General features: G+C 72.6%; 18 protein-coding genes. 11 read left to right on the forward strand and 7 right to left on the reverse strand.

The genetic code is table 11. The features are described 5' to 3' along the window. The first annotated feature begins 49 nt into the window (after positions 1 to 49). Positions 50 to 712, forward strand: a complete 663-nt coding sequence (locus tag AMK18_RS16370) for a biliverdin-producing heme oxygenase (protein ID WP_073863349.1) — start codon at positions 50 to 52, stop codon at positions 710 to 712. A 7-nt stretch (positions 713 to 719) separates the two neighbouring features. Here the strand turns inward: AMK18_RS16370 and AMK18_RS16375 are convergent, their stop codons facing one another. The 3 genes from AMK18_RS16375 to AMK18_RS16385 form a co-directional block, all read right to left on the reverse strand. Beyond that, positions 720 to 1391, reverse strand: coding sequence for a PhzF family phenazine biosynthesis protein (locus AMK18_RS16375; protein WP_073863350.1), 672 nt, complete (start codon positions 1389 to 1391; stop codon positions 720 to 722). Positions 1392 to 1465: 74 nt separating this feature from the next. Then, positions 1466 to 3013, reverse strand: a complete 1548-nt coding sequence (locus tag AMK18_RS16380) for an HtaA domain-containing protein (protein ID WP_073863351.1) — start codon at positions 3011 to 3013, stop codon at positions 1466 to 1468. Between the two features lie 67 nt (positions 3014 to 3080). Continuing rightward, entirely contained in the window at positions 3081 to 4493 is a 1413-nt protein-coding gene (locus AMK18_RS16385) for an HtaA domain-containing protein (RefSeq protein ID WP_073863352.1), read from the reverse strand. A gap of 146 nt (positions 4494 to 4639) precedes the next feature. Here AMK18_RS16385 and AMK18_RS16390 point away from each other — a divergent pair, with 146 nt between their 5' ends. The 7 genes from AMK18_RS16390 (at position 4640) to AMK18_RS16420 (ending at position 12105) form a co-directional block, all read left to right on the forward strand. After that, the gene (locus AMK18_RS16390; RefSeq protein WP_073863353.1) at positions 4640 to 5707 is read left to right on the forward strand and encodes a heme/hemin ABC transporter substrate-binding protein; all 1068 of its coding nucleotides are present in this window, start codon (positions 4640 to 4642) and stop codon (positions 5705 to 5707) included. Further along, positions 5704 to 6801 carry a FecCD family ABC transporter permease gene (locus AMK18_RS16395; RefSeq protein ID WP_073863354.1) on the forward strand — a complete coding sequence of 366 codons (1098 nt, stop codon included), beginning with the start codon at positions 5704 to 5706 and terminating at the stop codon, positions 6799 to 6801. Before AMK18_RS16390 ends, AMK18_RS16395 begins: the two co-directional genes overlap by 4 nt. Continuing rightward, positions 6798 to 7637 carry a heme ABC transporter ATP-binding protein gene (locus AMK18_RS16400; RefSeq protein WP_073863355.1) on the forward strand — a complete coding sequence of 280 codons (840 nt, stop codon included), beginning with the start codon at positions 6798 to 6800 and terminating at the stop codon, positions 7635 to 7637. The genes AMK18_RS16395 and AMK18_RS16400 overlap by 4 nt, the downstream gene beginning before the upstream one ends. A gap of 190 nt (positions 7638 to 7827) precedes the next feature. Further along, on the forward strand, positions 7828 to 8964 hold the full coding sequence (gene efeO, locus AMK18_RS16405; RefSeq protein WP_018103462.1) for an iron uptake system protein EfeO: 1137 nt from the start codon (positions 7828 to 7830) through the stop codon (positions 8962 to 8964). A 23-nt stretch (positions 8965 to 8987) separates the two neighbouring features. Continuing rightward, positions 8988 to 10253: an iron uptake transporter deferrochelatase/peroxidase subunit gene (efeB, locus tag AMK18_RS16410; protein ID WP_073863356.1), complete on the forward strand. Its 1266-nt coding sequence runs from the start codon at positions 8988 to 8990 to the stop codon at positions 10251 to 10253. Between the two features lie 30 nt (positions 10254 to 10283). Continuing rightward, entirely contained in the window at positions 10284 to 11252 is a 969-nt protein-coding gene (gene efeU, locus AMK18_RS16415) for an iron uptake transporter permease EfeU (protein ID WP_018103460.1), read from the forward strand. Then, entirely contained in the window at positions 11203 to 12105 is a 903-nt protein-coding gene (locus tag AMK18_RS16420; protein WP_079199316.1) for a hypothetical protein, read from the forward strand. The genes efeU and AMK18_RS16420 overlap by 50 nt, the downstream gene beginning before the upstream one ends. 28 nt (positions 12106 to 12133) lie before the next feature. On the opposite strand, the gene AMK18_RS16425 is transcribed toward AMK18_RS16420, so the two are convergent. Further along, positions 12134 to 12880 carry a bifunctional DNA primase/polymerase gene (locus AMK18_RS16425; RefSeq protein ID WP_018103458.1) on the reverse strand — a complete coding sequence of 249 codons (747 nt, stop codon included), beginning with the start codon at positions 12878 to 12880 and terminating at the stop codon, positions 12134 to 12136. Between the two features lie 304 nt (positions 12881 to 13184). Between AMK18_RS16425 and ddaH the strand changes: the two genes are divergently transcribed. Then, entirely contained in the window at positions 13185 to 14000 is an 816-nt protein-coding gene (gene ddaH, locus AMK18_RS16430; protein WP_073863357.1) for a dimethylargininase, read from the forward strand. On the opposite strand, the gene AMK18_RS16435 is transcribed toward ddaH, so the two are convergent. Together AMK18_RS16435 and AMK18_RS16440 are read right to left on the reverse strand one after the other, a co-directional pair. After that, a complete protein-coding gene (locus AMK18_RS16435; protein WP_073863358.1) occupies positions 13997 to 14995 on the reverse strand; it encodes a small ribosomal subunit Rsm22 family protein in 999 nt (332 codons plus the stop codon). The genes ddaH and AMK18_RS16435 overlap by 4 nt on opposite strands. 30 nt (positions 14996 to 15025) lie before the next feature. Beyond that, the gene (locus tag AMK18_RS16440; protein ID WP_073863359.1) at positions 15026 to 16324 is read right to left on the reverse strand and encodes a multidrug effflux MFS transporter; all 1299 of its coding nucleotides are present in this window, start codon (positions 16322 to 16324) and stop codon (positions 15026 to 15028) included. 78 nt (positions 16325 to 16402) lie between these two features. On the opposite strand from AMK18_RS16440, the gene AMK18_RS16445 reads away from it, so the two are divergent. Continuing rightward, on the forward strand, positions 16403 to 17401 hold the full coding sequence (locus tag AMK18_RS16445) for a Gfo/Idh/MocA family protein (RefSeq protein ID WP_198957019.1): 999 nt from the start codon (positions 16403 to 16405) through the stop codon (positions 17399 to 17401). Here the strand turns inward: AMK18_RS16445 and AMK18_RS16450 are convergent. Continuing rightward, on the reverse strand, positions 17398 to 19026 hold the full coding sequence (locus tag AMK18_RS16450) for an alkaline phosphatase D family protein (protein ID WP_073863361.1): 1629 nt from the start codon (positions 19024 to 19026) through the stop codon (positions 17398 to 17400). The genes AMK18_RS16445 and AMK18_RS16450 overlap by 4 nt on opposite strands. 240 nt (positions 19027 to 19266) lie before the next feature. On the opposite strand from AMK18_RS16450, the gene AMK18_RS16455 reads away from it, so the two are divergent. Further along, the gene (locus AMK18_RS16455) at positions 19267 to 20049 is read left to right on the forward strand and encodes an SDR family oxidoreductase (RefSeq protein ID WP_073863735.1); all 783 of its coding nucleotides are present in this window, start codon (positions 19267 to 19269) and stop codon (positions 20047 to 20049) included. Positions 20050 to 20097: the final 48 nt, after the last annotated feature.

Genomic DNA, 20097 nt, shown 5'->3' on the forward strand with positions numbered 1-20097 from the left:
TTCCGTCTCTATCTGGACTTCCCGTCCCCCTCGGCCCCGGAGGCCCGCCTTGGACGCAACCGTCACCGCCCCGCCCTTCTCGACGCTGATCCGCATCGCGTCCCACGAGCAGCACACCGAGGCGGAGACCTCGACGTTCATGGGCGACCTGCTCGGCGGGCGCCTCGGCGTCGACGCGTACACGCGCTACACCGAGCAGCTGTGGTTCGTGTACCGCGCCCTGGAGGAGGGCGCCGGGGCCCTGGCCTCGGACCCCGTGGCGGGGCCGTTCATACAGCCCGAGCTGATGCGCACCGCCGAGCTGGAGCGCGACCTGGCCCATCTGCGGGGCGACGGCTGGCGCGAGGGCCTGGCGCCGCTGCCGGCCACCGCCGCGTACGCCGAGCGGGTCGCCGAGTGCGCCCGGACCTGGCCCGCCGGGTACATCGCGCACCACTACACGCGCTACCTGGGCGACCTGTCGGGCGGTCAGATCATCCGGGACAAGGCGGAGAAGACCTGGGGCTTCGCACGCAAGGGCGACGGGGTGCGGTTCTACGTCTTCGAGGAGATCCCCAACCCGGCCGCCTTCAAGCGGGGTTACCGCGAGCTGCTGGACGCGGTGAACGCGGACGACCTGGAGAAGCGGCGGATCGTGGACGAGTGCAAGCGCGCGTTCGCGCTGAACACCGCCGTGTTCCGGGAGCTGGGCGAGGAGTTCCGCGCCGCCTGACCCCGCTTCACCCCTGGTGGGCCAGGACCACCCTGCCGCCGATCTCCACCGCGCCGTCCGGCGCGGGAGCCGTGAGGATCTGGGAGCCGCGGCCCTGTGTGATGTTGAGCGCGCGCCCGAGGTGCGCGCTCAGCAACAGGGCCGCGGCTCCCGTCGCTTCGTCCTCCGCGATGCCGTCGTCCCTACGCGGAAAGGCCCTGGCCCGTACGCGCCCCGCCGCCTCCTCCTCCCACGCCCAGGCGTAGAGCCAGCCCTCGCCGGGCGGCGGCGCCGGGAGCGCGTCGACCTCGGCAGCCGAGGCGTACTGCTTCAGGGTGCGCGGCGGCGCCCACTCCGGGCGGGCGGTGATCCAGCAGAACTCCCCGTCGTGGCGGGCGAACACGTCGCCCACCTCCAGCTCCAGGACCTCCAGGTCGAGCAGCCAGGCGGCGCCGACGACGGGGTGCCCGGCGAACGGCAGCCGCAGCCCCGGGGTGTAGATGTCGAGCCGCCCGCGCTCGGGGTCGTCCACGAACACGGTCTCGCTGAAGCCGAGCTTCCCGGCGAGCTCCTGGCGGTCCGCGCGGTCGGGGATGCGGCGCCCGTCGCGTACGACACCGAGGGCGTTGCCGTGCCGGCCGTCCGGGCCGCAGAACACGCGGAGGACGTCGGTGCCGGCGGGTACGTCGTAGCCGTTCACGCCCGCATTCAAGCACCCGCCCGGGTACCGGCCCCAACGAAAGGGCCGGTACCCGGGCGGTGTCGTGCGGTGGGTCAGGCGGTGGTGCGGCGACGGCGGGCCACGACGACCGCTCCGGCACCGGCCGCCACGATCAGGCCCGAGGCGGCGAGCAGCGAGCCCGTGGGCACGTCGGAGCCGGTGGAGGCGAGGGCGCCCGAGCCGCCGACCGTACCGGCGCCGCCGACGGAACCCGAACCGCCGGTGCTGCCGCCGCCAGTGGTGGAGCCGCCGGTCGTGGAGGAGCCGCCGGTGGTGGAGCCGGTCGGGAGGGTGGCGTCCTTGTCGAGGGAGACCGCGACGGTCAGCGCGTCGAGCGCCTCGCCCGCCTGGTACATCCCGCCGAACGCCTTGGTGGCGCCGTCGGAGGTCAGGGTCGCCGGGACGCCGGAGAGGGTCACGACGCCGTCCTTGGCGGCGAGCTTGCCCGCGGGCAGCTTCAGGTCGGCGACGGCCAGACCGGTGTACGTGGACACCTTCTTGGTCGCGCGGTCCTTGGAGGAGACGTCGGCGAGGAGCGTGCCCTTGGAGCCGGAGACCTGGACCTGCAGGTGGGACAGCGACAGGTCGAGGGTGTAGGCGCCGTCCTCCTCGTGGCCGAGGAAGCGGACCTTCCCGCCGAACGTGGCCTTGAGCTTCTGCCCGGCGGCGTCGAAGGTGCCGGTGGCGTCGGGGAAGCGGTAGCCGCCCGCGGTGGCCTTGGCGCCGGACGTCGTCTCGACCTTGCCCTTGGCGATGGGGCCGGTGACGTAGGAGCGGAAGGAGGCGCGCACACCCCAGTCCAGGGTGCCGTCCACGATGTCGCCCGACTCGGCGGCCGGCTTGTCGGTGGCGGTGGCCGTGGGGCTGGGCTTGCCGGTCGGCCCGGTGGGCTCGGTTGTCGGCTTCTCGGTCGGCTTCTCGGTGGGCTTCTCGGTCGGCTTCTCCGTCGGCTTCTCGGTGGGCTTCTCGGTCGGGGCCGCGGCCGCCGTGACGGTGAGCGTGGCCGGGTCCAGCACCTCGCCCTCCTTGTACTGCCCGTTGAACGCCTCGGAGCCGGCCTTGGTCAGCGTGGCCGGGATGTCCTTGAAGACCATCGCGCCGCCCGCGCCCTGGCCCGGCTTCACCGCCGAGAGGTCGAGGGCCGCGACGGCGACGTCGTTCTGGGTGCCCTGCGGGGTGGCCACGTCGGCGGTGATCGCGCCGCCCGTGCCGGCGGTGGAGACCTTGACGTCGGAGAGCGTGATGTCCAGGACGCCGCCGTGCGCGGAGAAGTTGACGCCGCCCTCGAACGCGGTGTCGGTGGCGTGGGTGCCGGTGTTGTAGGTGCCCTTGCCGTTGACGAACGTGAAGACGCCGTTGTTCTCGGCCTGCTTCGCCCCGTCCTTGACGGTGATCTTGCCGGCGCCGCCGATGTACCGGCGGAAGGACTCCTTGAAGCCCCAGTCCAGCGTGCCGTCCTTCAGCTCGATGGTCGGCGCGGCGCCCGCGGCGTTCGGCGTGGTGCGGTCGGCGGCGAGGGCCGGGAGGGCGAGTGCGGCGCCGAGGGTGGCAGCGGTGGCGACGGCTGCGGCGAGGGTTATGGGGCGGCGGGTGGCTGCCATGGTCGGGGTCTCCTCAGAGATGAACAGGGTGTACGGGGTGATGGGGGGGGACGGGTGGTGCGGGGGGTCAGGAGGAGGCGTCCGGCGTCGCCCGGTTGCGGCGTACGAGCACCGGCACGGTGACCGCCGCCGCGGCGAGCAGTCCGGCGCCGCCGAGGGTCAGGTAGAGCCCGGTGCGGGAGTCGTCGTCCTGCGCGGCGGCCGTGGGGACGGTGGCCGCCTTCGCCGCCGGGCTGCCGGTCGGCTCGGGCGAGGCGGACGCGTCGCTGCCCAGGTCGGGCAGGGCGGGCAGGGCCGCCTTCGCGTCGGTGGCCACGGCGAGCGAGACCGGGTCCATCGCGGTGCCCGCCTTGTAGAGCGAACCGAAGACCTTCGCGCCGTCGGCGGTCAGGGTGGCGGGTGCCTCGGTGAGGACCGCGAGGCCCTTCTTCGGGGCGAAGTCCTTGGCCGCGAAGGTGACGAGCGGGACGGACCCGGTGGCCTTGCCGTCGCTCAGGACGTCGGCGCTCAGCGTGCCCTTGCCGGACTTCACGGCGACCGCGAACCGGGACAGCTTGAGGTCGAGGCCGTCGTGCGCGGTGAAGCGGACGCTGCCCGCGAAGGTGGCCGCGAGGGTCTGCCCCTCGGGGTCGTACGTGCCCTTGCCCTTCGGGAAGCGGAAGAGCGCGCCGCCGTCCTGGGCGCCGTCGGCGAGGGTCCACTTGCCCTGGCCGATCGAGCCGGTGACGTACTCGCGGAAGGTGCGGCGCACGCCCCAGTCGACGGCGGCGTCCTCGAAGCGGCCGGCCGTGGACTTCTTCTTCGGCTCGGTGCTCCTGTCCGGCTTCGCCGGGGACTTGGAGGGCTGCGCGGCCGGGCCCTTGGTGTCCACGGAGAGGCTGACCGGGTCCAGGGGCGTGCCGGCCGTGTAGTAGCCGGCGAAGGACTTGGCGCCCTGCGCGGTCAGCGTGGCCGGGATGTTGGTGAGGGCGACGGGGGTGGTACCGCCCCGCATGTCGATCCCGGACAGGCCGAGCGTGGCCAGCGGGACCTGGGCGGCGGTGGTGACGCGTCCGCTGCCCCGCTCCTTGCTGGTCATGTCCGCGTACAGGGTGCCGCTGCCGCCCTGGATGCGGACGGTGGGGCGGCTGATGGTGAGGTCCAGCTCGTAGGAGCCGTCGGACTTCTTGTGGCCGGTGAAGCGGACGCCGCCCGAGAAGCCGGCCCGGAAGGCGCCGGTCGCCGGGTCGTAGGAACCGGTCGCGGAGTGGAAGCGGAACTGGCTGCCGCCGACCGTGGCGGCGCCGCCGGTCAGCCCCCAACTCCCCTGGGCGATCGGCCCGGTGACGTAGCTCTGGAACGAGGACTTGATGCCCCAGTCCAGCCGTCCGCCCTGCACCGTGCGGCTCGCCGCTTGCGCGGCGGTGGCCGGGAGCAGAGCACCCAGCAGGACCGCGAGCAGCGCGACGGCGAGAGCGCGGGCAGGTCTGAACGGTGGCATGGAACCCCTCCGAGGGCTAGCAACACAGGTAAGGCTAACCTAAGGCATGAACATCCCGTGCCGGTACCCCCTTCCGTCACATTCTTCGCAGAACACCACCAACTGCTCGCCGTAGTACGAGCCGTAGAACGACAGGACGGTGCCCCGTGCGCTTCACGCAGGACTTCGCCCCACCGGGCCGTGGCGCACGGCGGCGCACCCGCACCCTGGCGACCGCCCTGGCGCTCGCCTCGGCCGTCCTCCTGGCCGGCTGCGGCGGTACGGACGCGCCCGCGGCGAAGTCCGCCGCCACCGGGGCCTCCTCGGCGGCGGACGCGGACCGGATCGAACCGCTCACCGGCACCGCCGCGCCGAAGCTCCCGGTCACCGTGGACTCCGCGGACGGCAAGCGGACCACCATCACCTCGGCGGACCGGATCGTGCCGCTCACCGGCAGCCTGAACGAGATCGTGTTCACGCTCGGGCTCGGCAAGCGGGTCGTGGCCCGTGACATCACCGCCACCTTCGAACAGGCAGAGAAGCTGCCCGTGGTGACCCGGGCCCACGACGTGTCGGCGGAGAGCGTGCTGTCGCTGAAGCCGACCGTGGTCCTCGCGGACACCACGACCGGCCCGGCGGAGGCGATCGGCCAGATCCGCGACGCCGGGATCCCGCTCGTCGTGGTCGAACCCGCGAAGGACCTGTCCGATGTGGGCCGCCGGATCGGGACCGTGGCCGCCGCGCTCGGCGTGCCGAAGGCCGGGGAGACGCTGAAGAAGCGGACGCAGGACCGGATCGACGCCGTACGCGAGTCGGTGCCCGCACCCGCCGAAGGGAGCGGGAAGCCGCGCGTCGCCTTCCTCTATCTGCGCGGCTCCGCGTCCGTCTATCTGCTGGGCGGCCGGGACTCCGGGGCGAGTTCGCTGCTGGAGGCGGCGGGCGCGGTGGACGCGGGCAAGGCGTCCGGGCTGAAGAAGGACTTCACCGCCATCACCAGCGAGGCCCTGGCCAAGGCCGCCCCCGACGCGATCCTCGTCATGACGAAGGGGCTCGAATCGGTCGGCGGGGTCGACGGCCTGGTGAAGATCCCGGGCGTCGCGGAGACCCCGGCCGGAATGGACCGGCGGATCGTCTCGGTCGACGACGGCGTGCTGCTGAACTACGGCCCGCGCACCGACCGCGTCCTGAGCGAACTGGTCGAGCAGCTCTACCCGGAGAGCGGTGCGGACCAGTGACCGCCTCCTGCGAGATCCCCACCAAGACTGCCGGGCCCGAGGCTCCAGCGGCCCTGCCCCGGGCCCGGCGCTCCACCGCTTTCACGCTCACCGCCGGACTTCTCGCCGCCCTGGTCGTGGGCTGCCTGCTGTCCGCCGGACTCGGCGCGTACAGCATTCCGCTCGGTGACGTCCTGGCCTCCGTGCAGCACCGGATCGGGCTGGGCGGGCACGCCCTGGACCGGGTCGGCGAGAGCGTCCTGTGGAACGTACGGCTGCCGAGGGTCGTCCTCGCCCTGCTCGTCGGCGCCTCGCTCGGCTGCGCGGGCGCCCTGATGCAGGGCGTGTTCGGCAATCCGCTCGCCGAGCCCGGCGTCATCGGGATCTCGGCCGGTGCGGCGGTCGGCGCGGTCGCCTCGATCGCGCTCGGACTGAGCTTCTTCGGCAACTGGACGATCACCGTCTGCGCGTTCGCCGCCGGCCTGCTGACCGTGCTCCTCGTCTACGCGCTGTCGCGGTCGGGCGGGCGGACCGAGGTGGTGACGCTGATCCTCACCGGCATCGCGGTCAACGCCTTCGCGGGCGCGCTGATCGGCCTGTTCATCTTCTTCGCGGACAACGCGCAGATCACCCAGATCACCTTCTGGCAGCTCGGCTCACTGGCCCAGGCCACCTGGCCCAAGGTGCTGGCCGTCCTGCCGTGCGCCGCGCTGGGGCTGCTGATCGCCCCGTTCTACGCGCGCAAGCTGGACCTTCTCGCGCTCGGCGAACGGCCCGCCCGGCATCTGGGCGTGGACGTGGAGCGGCTGCGGCTGGTGCTGGTGCTGGTCGTGGCGCTGCTGACGGCGGCGGCCGTGGCGGTCGCGGGGATCATCTCGTTCGTCGGGCTGCTCGTCCCGCACCTGCTGCGCATGGCGAACGGGCCCGGGCACCGCTTCCTGGTGCCGGGCAGCGCCCTCGGCGGCGCGCTGGTGCTGGTCGCGGGCGACCTCGCGGCCCGGACCGTCGCGGACCCGGCGGAGCTGCCGCTCGGGGTGCTGACCGCGCTCTTCGGCAGCCCGTTCTTCTTCTGGCTGCTGCGCAGGACCCGTCGCAAGCAAGGTGGTTGGGCATGAAGTCCGTCCGGAACCTGTTCGCCCCGCACACCCGACGGCTGCCGGTGCCCGTGCCCACCGGGAAACCGTCCGCCGAGGTGACGGGCCTGCGGGTCCGGCTCGGCGGCCGGCAGGTGCTGGACTCGATCGACCTGACGGCGTACGCGGGCGAGGTGCTGGCCCTCGTCGGCCCGAACGGGGCCGGGAAGTCCACGCTGCTCGCCGCGCTCGCCGCCGACCTGCCCGCCGAGAGCGGTGCCGTGCGCATCGACGGGCGCCCGGTCACCGACTGGTCCGCACCCGAACTGGCCCTGCGCCGGGCGGTCCTGCCGCAGACCGCGGCCCTCGCCTTCCCGTTCCCGGTGGAGGAGGTCGTCCGGATGGGCCGGGCGCCCTGGGCCGGGACGGACCGGGCCGACGAGGACGATCCGGCGGTCGCCGAGGCGATGGCGGCCACCGAGGTCACCGGCTTCGCCGGGCGCCCCTTCTCCGCGCTGTCGGGCGGCGAGCGGGCGCGGGTGGCACTGGCCCGGGTCCTGGCGCAGCGGGCCCCGTTGCTGCTGCTGGACGAGCCGACGGCCGCGCTGGACCTGCGCCACCAGGAGCTGGTGCTGCGGATCTGCCGGGAGCGGGCCGCCGCCGGGGACGCGGTGGTGGTCGTCCTGCACGACCTGGGGCTCGCCGCCGCCTACGCGGACCGGGCGGCCGTGCTGCACGAGGGGCGCATCGCGGTGGCGGGCCCGCCGGGCGAGGTGTTCTCGGGTGAGCTGCTGGGCCGGGTCTACCGGCAGCCGGTCGAGGTGTTCCCGCACCCGCGGACCGGGGTGCCGCTGGTGGTCCCCGACCGCACCGCTTGACCTGTGCATTACCTGTGCGAGGTACGTCCATGGGTCGGACGTGATCCGGCCGTTTCCGGGTCGGCGCAGTGAGACCTGAATCACTGCGCAGGTGGGTATCGCACAGGTAAGCCTCGGCTAAGTTAGGTCCGCCTCACCCACCTTTGTCCAACCTTCCCCGTCTTGTTTTTCATCCTCAAGTGGAGCCCGTATGCGAGCCGTTCGTCTCTCCGTCGTCACCGCCGCCGCCACCGCGGCCGCTCTGACCGCCGTCACGGGCTGCGCCGAGAAGAGCGACGGCAAGGGCGACGGAGCCGTCCAGGTCGTCGCCAAGGACGACTCCTGCGAGGTCTCGAAGAAGGAGCTCCCGGCCGGCCACATCGAGCTGGCCGTGCAGAACAAGGGCTCCAAGGTCACCGAGGTCTACGTCCTCTTCCCGGACGACCGCATCGTCGCCGAGCGCGAGAACATCGGCCCCGGCACCAAGGCCACCATCACCGCCGAGATCAAGGCCGGTTCTTACGAGATCGCCTGCAAGCCCGGCATGAAGGGCCACGGCATCCGGCAGAAGATCGAGGTCAGCGGCGGCAAGGCGGCCAAGCGGAGCCCCGAGATGGACAAGGCCGTCGCCGCGTACCGCACCTATGTGCAGGCGCAGGCCGACGAGACCCTGCCGAAGGTCAAGGTCTTCACGGACGCCGTCGCCGCCGGGGACATCGAGGCCGCGAAGAAGGCGTACGCGAACTCCCGCATCGGCTGGGAGCGCACCGAGCCGGTCGCCGAGTCCTTCGGCGACATCGACCCGAAGGTCGACGTGCGGGCGGACGGCCTGGAGGACGGCCAGAAGTGGACCGGCTGGCACCGCCTGGAGAAGGCGCTGTGGCAGGACAAGAAGCTCGGCGCCGAGGAGAAGGCCCTCGCGCCGGTCCTGTACAAGGACCTCACCGACTGGCAGAAGCGTGTCGGTACCGCCGACATCACCCCGACCTCGATGGCCAACGGCGCCAAGGAACTCCTGGACGAGGTCGCCACCGGCAAGGTCACCGGTGAGGAGGAGCGCTACAGCCACACCGACCTGGTCGACTTCAAGGCCAACGTCGAGGGCGCCGAGCAGTCCTACCAGCTGCTGAAGCCGATCGCCTCGAAGAACGACGCCGCGCTCACCGCCACCCTGGACAAGCGGTTCGCCGAGCTGAACAAGCTGCTCGAGAAGTACCGCGCGAACCCGTCCTCGTACGACTTCACCTCCTACGAGAAGGTCGGCAAGGCGGACCGCAAGGAGCTGTCGGACGCGGTCAACGCGCTGGCGGAGCCGCTGTCCAAGCTGGCCGCCGCGGTCACGAAGTAACCGGACGGAAAGAGGCTCCGGGCATGACCGAGGAGACCCGCGAGGCATCCGCCGACGGCAGCGCCCCGTCGCGCCGCGCGCTGCTGGGCTGGGGCGGTGCCGGGCTCGCGCTCGGCGCCGCCGCGGCCGGGGTGGGCGTCGCAGCGGCCCGCTCCGGTGACGACGGCCGGGCCACCGCCGCGGACAGCGGCGCCGCGGTGCCGTTCCACGGGGCGCACCAGGCCGGAATCGCCACCGCCGTCCAGGACCGGCTGCACTTCGCCGCGTTCGACGTGACGACGAAGGACCGGGCCGAACTGGTCGCGCTGCTCAAGGAGTGGACCCGGGCGGCCGAGCGGATGACCGCCGGGCACGCGGTCGGCGACGGGGCGTACGGGGGTCTGCCCGAGGCGCCGCCGGACGACACGGGCGAGGCGCTGGGGCTGAAGCCGTCCAGGCTGACGCTGACGGTCGGCTTCGGGCCCTCGCTGTTCGCGAAGGACCGGTTCGGTCTCGAAGGGCGGCGGCCCGAGGCGCTGGTGGACCTGCCGAAGTTCCCCGGGGACAACCTCGACAAGGCCCGCAGCGGCGGCGACCTGTGCGTCCAGGCGTGCGCGGACGACCCGCAGGTGGCCGTGCACGCCATCCGCAATCTCGCCAGGATCGGCATGGGCCGCGTCGCGATCCGCTGGTCGCAACTGGGCTTCGGCAAGACGTCTTCGACCACGCCGGACGCCCAGACCCCGCGCAACATGCTCGGCTTCAAGGACGGCACCCGGAACATCTCCGGCACCGACACGGCCGCCCTGTCCAAGCACGTGTGGGCCGGGGAGGGGGACGGGCCCGGCTGGATGACGGGCGGCTCGTACCTGGTGGCCCGGCGCATCCGGATGCACATCGAGACCTGGGACCGCACCTCGCTCCAGGAGCAGGAGGACGTCTTCGGCCGCGACAAGGGCGAGGGCGCTCCGGTCGGCAAGTCCAAGGAGCGCGACGAGCCGTTCCTGAAGGCGATGCTGCCGACCGCGCACGTGCGCCTCGCCCACCCGGACAGCAACGGCGGGGCGACGATCCTGCGCCGGGGCTACTCCTTCACGGACGGCACCGACGGCCTCGGCCGGCTCGACGCGGGGCTGTTCTTCCTGGCCTATCAGCGCGACACCCGCAAGGCGTTCGTTCCTCTGCAACGGCGCCTGGCGGCACACGACGCACTCAACGAGTACATCCAGCACGTGGGTTCGGCGCATTTCGCCGTCCCGCCGGGCGTCCGCGACAAGGACGACTGGTGGGGCCGGGCGCTGTTCTCGTAACGGGACTCGAAGCGGAAAGGGAACCGAGACGTGTTCAGTAACTTCCTGATCGGGCTGCGCGAGGGCCTTGAGGCCAGCCTGGTCGTCTGCATCCTCATCGCGTACCTGGTGAAGACCGGCAACCGCGACAAGCTGCTGCCGATCTGGATCGGTGTGTCGATCGCGATCGTCGTCAGCCTGGGCTTCGGCGCCGGACTGGAGTTCGGCTCGCAGGAGATGACGTTCAAGGCGCAGGAGGCGCTGGGCGGTTCGCTGTCCATCGTCTCGGTGGGCCTGGTGACGTGGATGGTCTTCTGGATGCGGCGGACCGCCCGCCATCTCAAGGCGGAGCTGCACGGCAAGCTGGACGCGGCGCTCGCCATGGGCACCGGCGCGCTCGTCGCGACCGCGCTCCTGGCGGTCGGCCGGGAGGGCCTGGAGACCTCGCTGTTCGTGTGGCGTGCGGTGCACGCGGCGGACGACGGCTGGCATCCGATGATCGGCGCGGTGCTCGGCATCGCCACGGCGGTGGTGCTGGGGTGGCTGTTCTACCGGGGCGCGCTGAAGATCAACCTGGCGAAGTTCTTCACCTGGACCGGCGGGATGCTGGTGGTCGTCGCCGCGGGTGTGCTGGCGTACGGCGTACACGACCTCCAGGAGGCGGAGTTCCTGGGCGGTCTGCAGAACCGGGCGTTCGACATCAGCGCCACGATCCCGCCGGACAGCTGGTACGGGACGCTGCTGAAGGGCACGTTCAACTTCCAGCCGGACCCCACCGTCCTCCAACTCACCGTCTGGGCGCTGTATCTGGTCCCGACCCTCGCGCTGTTCCTGTCCCCGGTAGGGTTCGGACGGTCAGTGGCGACGGATCAGAAGGCGCGGAAAGCAGCGGATGAGAAGTCTGGGGCCGGTGCGGCGGGCGACGGGGCTCGCGGTGGCGACGGTGCTGAGCCTGACGGCGAGCGGGTGCGTGACGGTGCACGGGGAGCGGGCAGCCGTACCGGCGGCGACGAGGGCTGAGGCCGCCCGGGCGCTGAAGGAGTTCACCGCCGCGTACAACGCCGCCGACAAGGCGTACGATCCGGCGCTGGACGCGGACGTGGTGACGGGCTCGCTCGGCGCCATCAACCAGGCGGGGCTGAAGGCCCGGCACCGGATAGCGCCCACCGGCAACTCCCGGCACCAGCCGCTGAAACTGACCGACGCCCGTTTCGTCATCCCCGAGAAGGCGGGCTGGCCGCGCTGGTTCCTCGCCGACACGGACTCCAACCGGGACACGGACGAGGGCGGGAAGAACAGCCGCTGGCTGCTGGCGTTCACGAAGACCGGCCCCGACGCGGGCTGGAAGGCCGCCTATCTGTCGGTCGTCACGAAGAACCAGCTGCCCGCCGTCGCGCAGGACGCCGCCCCGGTCGCGGCGGACGGACCGGGCCTGACCGTGGCCCCGCGCGATCTCGGCACGCGGTACACGCAGTACCTCCAGCAGGGCACCCCGGACGTCTTCGCCCCGGGGGCGGCCACCTCGCAGTGGCGGGACGCGCGGCTGAACACCCGGCGGGCCGGGTTCTCGTACCAGTACGCCGACCAGCCGCTGGACGGTGGCGCGTACGCCCCGCTGGGGGTGGCCACCGAGGACGGCGGGGCGCTGGTCTTCTTCAGCAGCAGGCACTTCGAGCGGCAGACCGCCGCGCAGGGGCTGCGCCCGGCGGTCGACCCCGATGTGGAGGCGCTGCTCACCGGAGAGGTGAAGAGCACGCTGACCAAGGAGCGGGTCTCCAGCCAGCTGGTGTACGTGCCGAAGAAGGGCGCCGGCACGGGCAAGGTGACCGTGCTCAGCCGGCTGCCCGGGCTGACCTCGGCGAAGGGCTCGTAGGGGCCTTTACGGAAAACCCCGGGCCCGGCTACCGGCGCAGCGGCCAGGCCACCGATTCGTGGTCGACCTCGCTCTGGCCCTCGGAGCCGACGAACCGTGCGCAGGCGTCCGTCAGGGTCTCCAGGAGCGTCAGCGGGTCGGGCAGCGGGTGCTCGGGGCCGCGCAGCCAGGCGACGTCCAGCTCACCGGGGAGCTGGGCCGGGGGGAGCAGGACGTAGCTGCCCCGGCAGTGCCAGCGCAGGCCCGGGTGCTCGTCCATCGTCTCGGGGTGGCAGTCCAGCTCGCACGGCCACCACTCGTCCTCGTCCTCCGGGGTGCCGCGCGTCGCGGTGAAGAACAGCATCCGGTCGTCGCCGGAGCGGGCCACGGGCCCGACCTCGACCCCGGCGGCGAGGAGCCGTTCCAGGGCCTGCTCACCGGCCGCCAGCGGGACGTCCAGGACGTCGTGGATCATGCCGGTCGCGGTGATGAAGTTGGCCTGCGGCTGGCTGCGGGCCCAGCGCTCGATCTGGGCGCGGTCGGTGGTGGACTGCGTCTGCCAGGCGAACGAGAGCGGATGGCGGGCCGGGGTGGGACAGCCGATGCGTTCGCACGAACATCGGTAGCCGACCGGGTGGGCGGCGGGTGCGATCGGCATTCCGGCCTCGGCGACAGCCAGGAGCAGCGCCTCCCGTGCGGTGTCGTCGACCTCGCGCTGCTGCGGTTTGGGTCGTCGCCGCAGCCACTGGGAAATCTTGCTCTCTGAGCCGCGATTACGGCCGAAATCGGCGCCCATCTATCCCCTTGCCTTTGCGTTGCCCCTGCCCATGGTCCCACCATCCTGCGCCTCGGGTGGCCAGAGTCCGGAAGCGGGGTGGGACGGCCGATGCCGCACGGGGGGCACTATCACACGCTTTGTCATGAAAGAGCACGTGTGGTGACCGGTCAGGACAGGCCCTGGGGTCCGCGTCCGCGCGAACCACCCGTTCGGACCACAGCGCCGGGGGCCCGGACGGCGCACCATGAGTGCACGCACACACCCGTGCGACGCACCGGCCGCAGCGGCCACCAGCCGCCGCGACGATTCGTGAGGAGTCTGAATGCCTCGTGAAGCCACACCCCGGCAGTTTCTGATGTGTGCCCCTGCCCACTTCAAGGTGACGTATTCCATCAATCCGTGGATGGATCCCACCAAGCCGGTCGATCTGCCGCTGGCGCAGACCCAGTGGGAGGACCTGCGCGACCGCTACCGGGCCCTCGGCCACACCGTCGACCTGCTGGAGCCGCACCCCGACCTGCCGGACATGGTCTTCGCGGCGAACGGGGCCACGGTGATCGACGGCCGGGTGCTGGGCGCCCGCTTCGCCTACCAGGAACGGTTCGAGGAGGCGGCCGCCCACCGGGACTGGTTCCTCGGCCACGGCTTCACCGAATTCCACGAGCCGGACCACGTCAACGAGGGCGAGGGCGACTTCGCGGTGACCGCCTCCTACGTGCTGGCGGGCCGGGGCTTCCGGTCGTCGCCGCTCTCGCACGCGGAGGCGCAGGAGTTCTTCGGGCGCCCCGTGATCGGCCTCGACCTGGTGGACCCGCGCTACTACCACCTGGACACGGCCCTGTGCGTGCTGGACGACGCGGCCGACGAGGTCATGTACTACCCGCAGGCGTTCTCGCCGGGCAGCCGGGCGGTCCTGGCGCGGCTCTTCCCGGACGCGCTGATCGCCGGGGACGCGGACGCGGCAGCGCTCGGTCTGAACGCGGTGAGCGACGGGCTGCACGTCCTGCTGCCGCAGGCGGCGACGGGGCTCTTCGACCCGCTCCGGGCGCGCGGCTTCGATCCGGTGCCGATGGACCTGAGCGAGCTGCTGAAGGGCGGCGGCAGCGTGAAGTGCTGTACGCAGGAGCTGCGGCCCTAGGCCTCGCTCCCCGGGGGCGGCCAGGGGTCGCCCCAGTCGGTGTCCCGGGCGGCGCGGTACAGGGCGCCGTGCCGCTTGGTGACCGTGTCGCGCCGCAGGCCCTCGTCGCGGGTGCAGAGGTCGAGGAGCACCTGCCCCTTGCGGATCTGGGGCCTGCGGACGACCCGGGCGGCCACGGGCAGGGGCGTGAACCGGGTGGCGACGACGTAGCTGAACTTCTCGTCCTCGTACGCCAGTGAGCCGCCCTTGACCTGCCGGTGCAGCGAGGAGCGGCTGACCCGGGCCGAGAAGTGGCACCAGTCGGTGCCCGGCTCGATGGGGCAGGCGCCGCTGTGCGGGCAGGGCGCGGCGACGGTGAGCCCGGCGGCGGTCAGGCGGTCGCGGGCCTCGATGATCCGGGCGTAGCCGCCGGGGGTGCCTGCCTCCACGACCACGACGGCCTGCCCGGCGCGGGCGGCGGCGTCGATGAGGGCGGTGCGGGCGGGGACGGTGAGCTCGTTGAGCACGTAGGAGATCGTGACCAGGTCCGCCGGGGCGAGGTCGAGGTCCTCGCCGATGCGGGCCCGCCGCCAGTCGGCGGTGCGCAGGGCGGGCGCTCCGGAGGCGGCGGCCAGTTCGCGGCCGAGGGCGAGCGCGGGCTCGGCCCAGTCCAGGACGGTGGTGCGGTGGCCCTCCCACTCCCCCGCGACGGCCCAGCTCGCCGCCCCGGTGCCGCCGCCGACGTCGGTGTGCGTGGCGGGCGCCCAGTCGGGGGCGGCCTCGCGGAGCGCGCCGAGGGCGGACCGTACCGCCTCGAAGGTGGCGGGCATCCGGTACGCCGCGTACGCGGCCACGTCCGAGCGGTCGCGGAGCACCGGGGCGTCGGTGGGGATGGTGCCCCGGTAGTGGGCGATGAGCCGGTCGACGGCCTGCCCGGCCTGCTTGGGCGGCAGCCCGTCCAGGATTCCGGCGAGGGCCGCGCGCAGGGCGTCCGCGGTGGGGAGGGTGGCGATCACCGATGAATTGTAGGCGGGGTGGAGGCCCGTTCAGATTGCCGAGGGACGCTGCCAGGGGCGGCAGAGGCCGAGGAAGCAGGCCAGGGCACCGACCGCGCAGACGAGCTGGACGACGGCCATGGGCACCGCGGTCTCCTCGCCCGCGATCCCGACGAGCGGCGAGGCGATGGCGCCGATCAGGAACTGCGAGGTGCCGAGCAGCGCGGAGGCCGATCCGGCGGCGTGCTTGGTGCGCATCAGCGCCTGGGCGTTGGTGTTGGGCATCGCGAGGCCCATCGCCGACATCAGCACGAAGAGCCCGGCCGCCACCGGCACGAGCCCGACGTCGCCGAAGACCCCGGAGGTCATCAGGAGCAGCGCGGTCGCGGCGGCCACGATGACGACGAGTCCGAAGGTGAGGGCCTTGTCCAGGCTGACCCGGCCGACGAGCAGCTTGCCGTTGATCTGGCCGACCGTGATCAGCCCGACGGAGTTGATGCCGAAGAGCAGGCTGAAGGTCTGCGGTGAGGCGCCGTAGATCTCCTGGATGACGAACGGCGAGGCGCTGACGTACGCGAAGAGGGCGGCGAAGGCGAGGCTGCCCGCGATCATGTAGCCGGTGAAGACGCGGTCGGCGAGCAGGCCGCGCATGGTGCGCAGCGCGTCGCCGATGCCGCCGGTGTGGCGTTCGGCGGGCGGCAGGGTCTCGCCGAGCCACTTCCAGACGACGAAGGTGAGCAGCAGGCCGACGCCGGTCAGCACGGCGAAGATGCCGCGCCAGTCGGTGAGCCGCAGGACCTGGCCGCCGATGACCGGCGCGATGACGGGGGCGACGCCGGAGATCAGCATCAGCGTCGAGAAGAACCGGGCCATCGCGACGCCGTCGTACATGTCGCGGACCACGGCGCGGGCGATGACGATGCCCGCCGCGCCCGCGAGGCCCTGGATCAGGCGGAAGGCGATGAGGAGTCCGGCGGACGGGGCGAAGATGCAGAGCGCGGTGGCCAGCACGTAGACGGCCATGCCGAGGAGCAGCGGGCGGCGCCTGCCCCAGCGGTCGCTCATCGGTCCGACGACGACCTGTCCGAGCGCCATGCCGGTGAGGCAGGCGGTCAGCGTGAGCTGGACCGTGGCGGCGGGTGCGTGCAGCGAGTCCGTGACGGCGGGGAGCGCCGGGAGGTACATGTCCATCGACAGCGGCGGGAGCGCCGTGAGGCCGCCGAGGACGAGGGTGACGAGGAGGCCGGTGCGCCGGGCGGCGGTGGCGGCCCTGCCGGGAAGGGGTGCCCCTTGCGGGGCGGTGTCGGTGGTGCGTATCTGCTGGGCCCGGCTGACGCCGCTCTCCGGCATTCTCGTCTCCATAGTTGTTGAATCCGGCTCTATGCTCTCAGCTCGGCGGGGATGGTCGACACCTTTTTGGGAGTGTGCATGAGCAGGACTGTCCGTTGGGGCGTGCTGGCGACCGGTGGGATCGCGGCGACGTTCACCGCCGATCTGCAGGCCGTGCCCGGTGCGGAGGTGGTGGCCGTGGCGTCCCGCTCGGACGCCTCGGCGCGGGCGTTCGCGGAGCGGTTCGGGATACCGAGGGCGTACGGCGACTGGGCGGGCCTGGTCGCGGACGACGAGGTCGACGTGGTGTACGTGGCCACGCCGCACTCCGCGCACCGGGAGGCCGCCGCGCTCGCGCTGGAGGCCGGGAAGCACGTGCTGTGCGAGAAGGCGTTCACGCTGAACGAGCGCGAGGCGCGGGAGCTGGTGAAGCTGGCCCGGGACCGCGGGGTCTTCCTGATGGAAGCGATGTGGACCTACTGCAACCCCGTGATCCGGCGCCTCACCGAGCTGGTGCGGGACGGGGCGATCGGCGAGATCCGGACCGTGCAGGCCGACTTCGGCTTCGCGGCGGATCTGGGCCCGGAGCACCGGCTGCGCGATCCCCGGCTGGGCGGCGGGGCGCTGCTGGACCTGGGCGTGTACCCGGTGTCGTTCGCGCATCTGCTGCTGGGCGAGCCGGACCGGGTGCAGGCGGACGCCCTGCTGTCGCCGGAGGGCGTGGACCTGAACACCGGGATGCTGCTGGGCTGGGACTCGGGGGCCAACGCGCTGCTGTCCTGCTCGATCGTCGGGCACCACCCGACGGCCGCGACGGTGATCGGGACGGCCGGGCGGATCGACATCCCGCACAGCTTCTTCCACCCGGAGGGCTTCGTGCTGCACCGGAACGGCGCCGAGCCGGAGGAGATCACCTCGGGCCCGGGTCCGCAGGGGCTCTCGGGGATGCAGTACGAGGCGGTCGAGGTGATGCGGGCGGTCCTGGCGGGCGAGACGGAGTCCCCGCTCGTCCCGCTGGAGGGTTCGCTCGCGGTGATGCGGACGCTCGACGCGGTCCGTGACCGCATCGGCGTCCGCTATCCCGTGGATGCCGTCTAGGCGGGCTTCAGACCGGGGCGGCCGGCCTCGGTGACGTAGGAGCCGGCGGTGGTGACGGGGGCGCCCGGCGTGGTGACGGCGGAGACCGTACGGAAGTCGGCGCGGGCCGCCCGCTCCTGGAGGGTGACGACGGCGTAGCCGCGGCGCCCGTTGTAGAACTTCAGGTGCGGGTTGGCCGCCATCAGGTTGTTGTAGTTGGACGGCTTCTCGGAGCCGTCCTTCCCGCTGGTGATGGACGTGGTGACGATCTCGGTGCCGATCGTGCGCGACGCCGGGTCGTCGAAGTCCCGCTTGATGTCGAAGCCGTAGCTCACGTGGACGTCGCCGGTGAGGACCATGAGGTTGTCCACGCCGACGCGCTCGGCGCCCTGGAGGATGCGGTCGCGGGAGGCCGGGTAGCCGTCCCAGGAGTCCATGGACAGCTTGAACGCGTCGGTGGGCACGTCGCGCCGCTGGGCGAAGGTGACCTGCTGCGGCACGACGTTCCAGGTGGCGTGCGAGTGGCGCCAGCCGTCGATGAGCCAGCGCTCCTGGGTGGCCCCGGTCAGCGTGCGCCTCGGGTCCTCGGACTCCGGTCCGGGCGTCTGCCAGCCGTCGCCGTACGCCTGGTCGCTGCGGTACTGCCGGGTGTCGAGCACGTCGAACTGGGCGAGCCGGCCGAAGCTCAGGCGGCGGTAGAGCCGCATGTCGGGGCCGGTCGGCCGCTGGGGCGTGCGCAGCGGCTGGTTCTCCCAGTACGCGCGGTAGGCGGCGGCCCGGCGGATCAGGAACTCCTCCGGCGGCACGTCGTTCTCGGGGATGTCGCCCGCGTAGTTGTTCTCGGTCTCGTGGTCGTCCCAGGTGACGACGAAGGGGTGCGCGGCGTGGGCGGCGCGCAGGTCCGGGTCGGACTTGTAGAGGGCGTACCGCAGCCGGTAGTCCTCCAGCGTCTCCGTCTCCCGGTTGAACAGCGCGGGCAGCGTGCGGTCGGTGTAGTTGCGGGCGCCGCCGGTCGCGGTGACGGCGTACTCGTAGAGGTAGTCGCCGAGGTGGAAGACGACGTCCACGTCCTCCTGGGCGAGGTGCTTGTACGCGGTGAAGTAGCCGTCGTGGTACGCCTGGCAGGAGACGGCGGCCAGGGCCAGTTCCCGCTTCCGGGCGCCGGGCGCCGGTGCCGTACGGGTGCGGCCGACGGGGCTCGTCCACTGTCCGGCGCGGAAGCGGTAGTAGAGGACACGGTCCGGGGCGAGGCCCTGCACCTCGACGTGGACGCTGTGGTGGAACTCCGGGTGGGCGTACGTGGTGCCGCGCCGGACGACACGGTGGAAGCGCTCGTCGTACGCCAGCTCCCAGCGGACCTCGACGCGGGCGTCGGGGAGGCCGCTGCCGGGTTCGAACGGGCGGGGCGCGAGCCGGGTCCAGAGCAGCACGGAGCCGGGCAGCGGGTCGCCGGACGCGACGCCGAGCGTGAACGGGTCCTCGCCGATCCTCCGGGCCTCCATCTCGCGGGCGCTGGCGGTCCCGGCGGCGGGCAGGCCGACCGAGAAGGCGAGCGCGGCGGCGGCTCCGGTGACGGTGAGAAAGCGGCGGCGGTCGGTGTGCCGGGCGGCGTCGCGCAGCTCCTGCTGTGGCGATGAGTGCGTCATCTGTCCCTCCCCTGACTGGTGGTGTGGGGGAAGTCCAGCGGCCCGGCGCATCCGGAGGCTGACGTGTTCGCGTCGTGCGGGCGTCGCCCGGATGAGGAGTGCGGCAGGATGGTGCCCCCAGGGGCAAACTCCGCGTTCGCGGCCAAATCCATGATCATCTACGGCGGTCGCGGCGGCGCGGGAATCGCCGGACCGGCGCGCGGAATCACCCCGCCGGGGCTGCGCGTACGCTGCGGCAGCATGAGCAACAGTCTGTTGAATTCCGCGGAGAACTCCCCGTCGAAGGTGGCGGTGGTCACGGGCGCCGGTTCCGGCATCGGCCGCGCGGTGGCGCTCGCGCTCGCCGGGGCGGGCTGGTCGGTGGCGCTCGCGGGCCGCCGGCCGGACCCCCTGGCCGAGACGGCGGCCCTGGCCGGGGAGCACGCCCGGGTGATCACCGTCCCGGCCGACGTGACCCGCCCCGAGGACGTGGACGCGCTGTTCTCCTCCGTACGGGAGTGGACCGGGCGCCTCGACCTGCTCTTCAACAACGCGGGGACGTTCGGCCCCGGCGGACCCGTCGAGGAGCTGGCGTACGAGGACTGGCGCGGGGTGGTCGACGTCAACCTGACGGGGGCGTTCCTGTGCGCGCAGGCGGCGTACCGGCAGATGAAGGAGCAGGACCCGCGGGGCGGGCGGATCATCAACAACGGTTCCATCTCCGCGCACACCCCGCGCCCGCACTCGGTGGCGTACACCGCGACGAAGCACGCGATCACCGGCCTGACGAAGTCGCTGTCGCTGGACGGGCGTCCGTACCGCATCGCCTGCGGCCAGATCGACATCGGGAACGCGGCGACGGAGATGACGGAACGGATGCGGACGGGCACCCTCCAGGCCAACGGCGAACTGGCCGTGGAGCCGGTGATGGCGGCCGACGACGTGGCCCGCACGGTGCGGCACATGGCGGAGCTTCCCCTGGAGGCGAACGTCCAGTTCGCGACAGTGATGGCGACGGCGATGCCCTACGTGGGGCGGGGCTGAGGGGGCGCGCGGGCGCGCCGATCCGGGCGGAACGGTGCGGGCCGTCCC

The organism is Streptomyces sp. CB01249 (genome assembly GCF_001905735.1).
Lineage (GTDB): Bacteria > Actinomycetota > Actinomycetes > Streptomycetales > Streptomycetaceae > Streptomyces.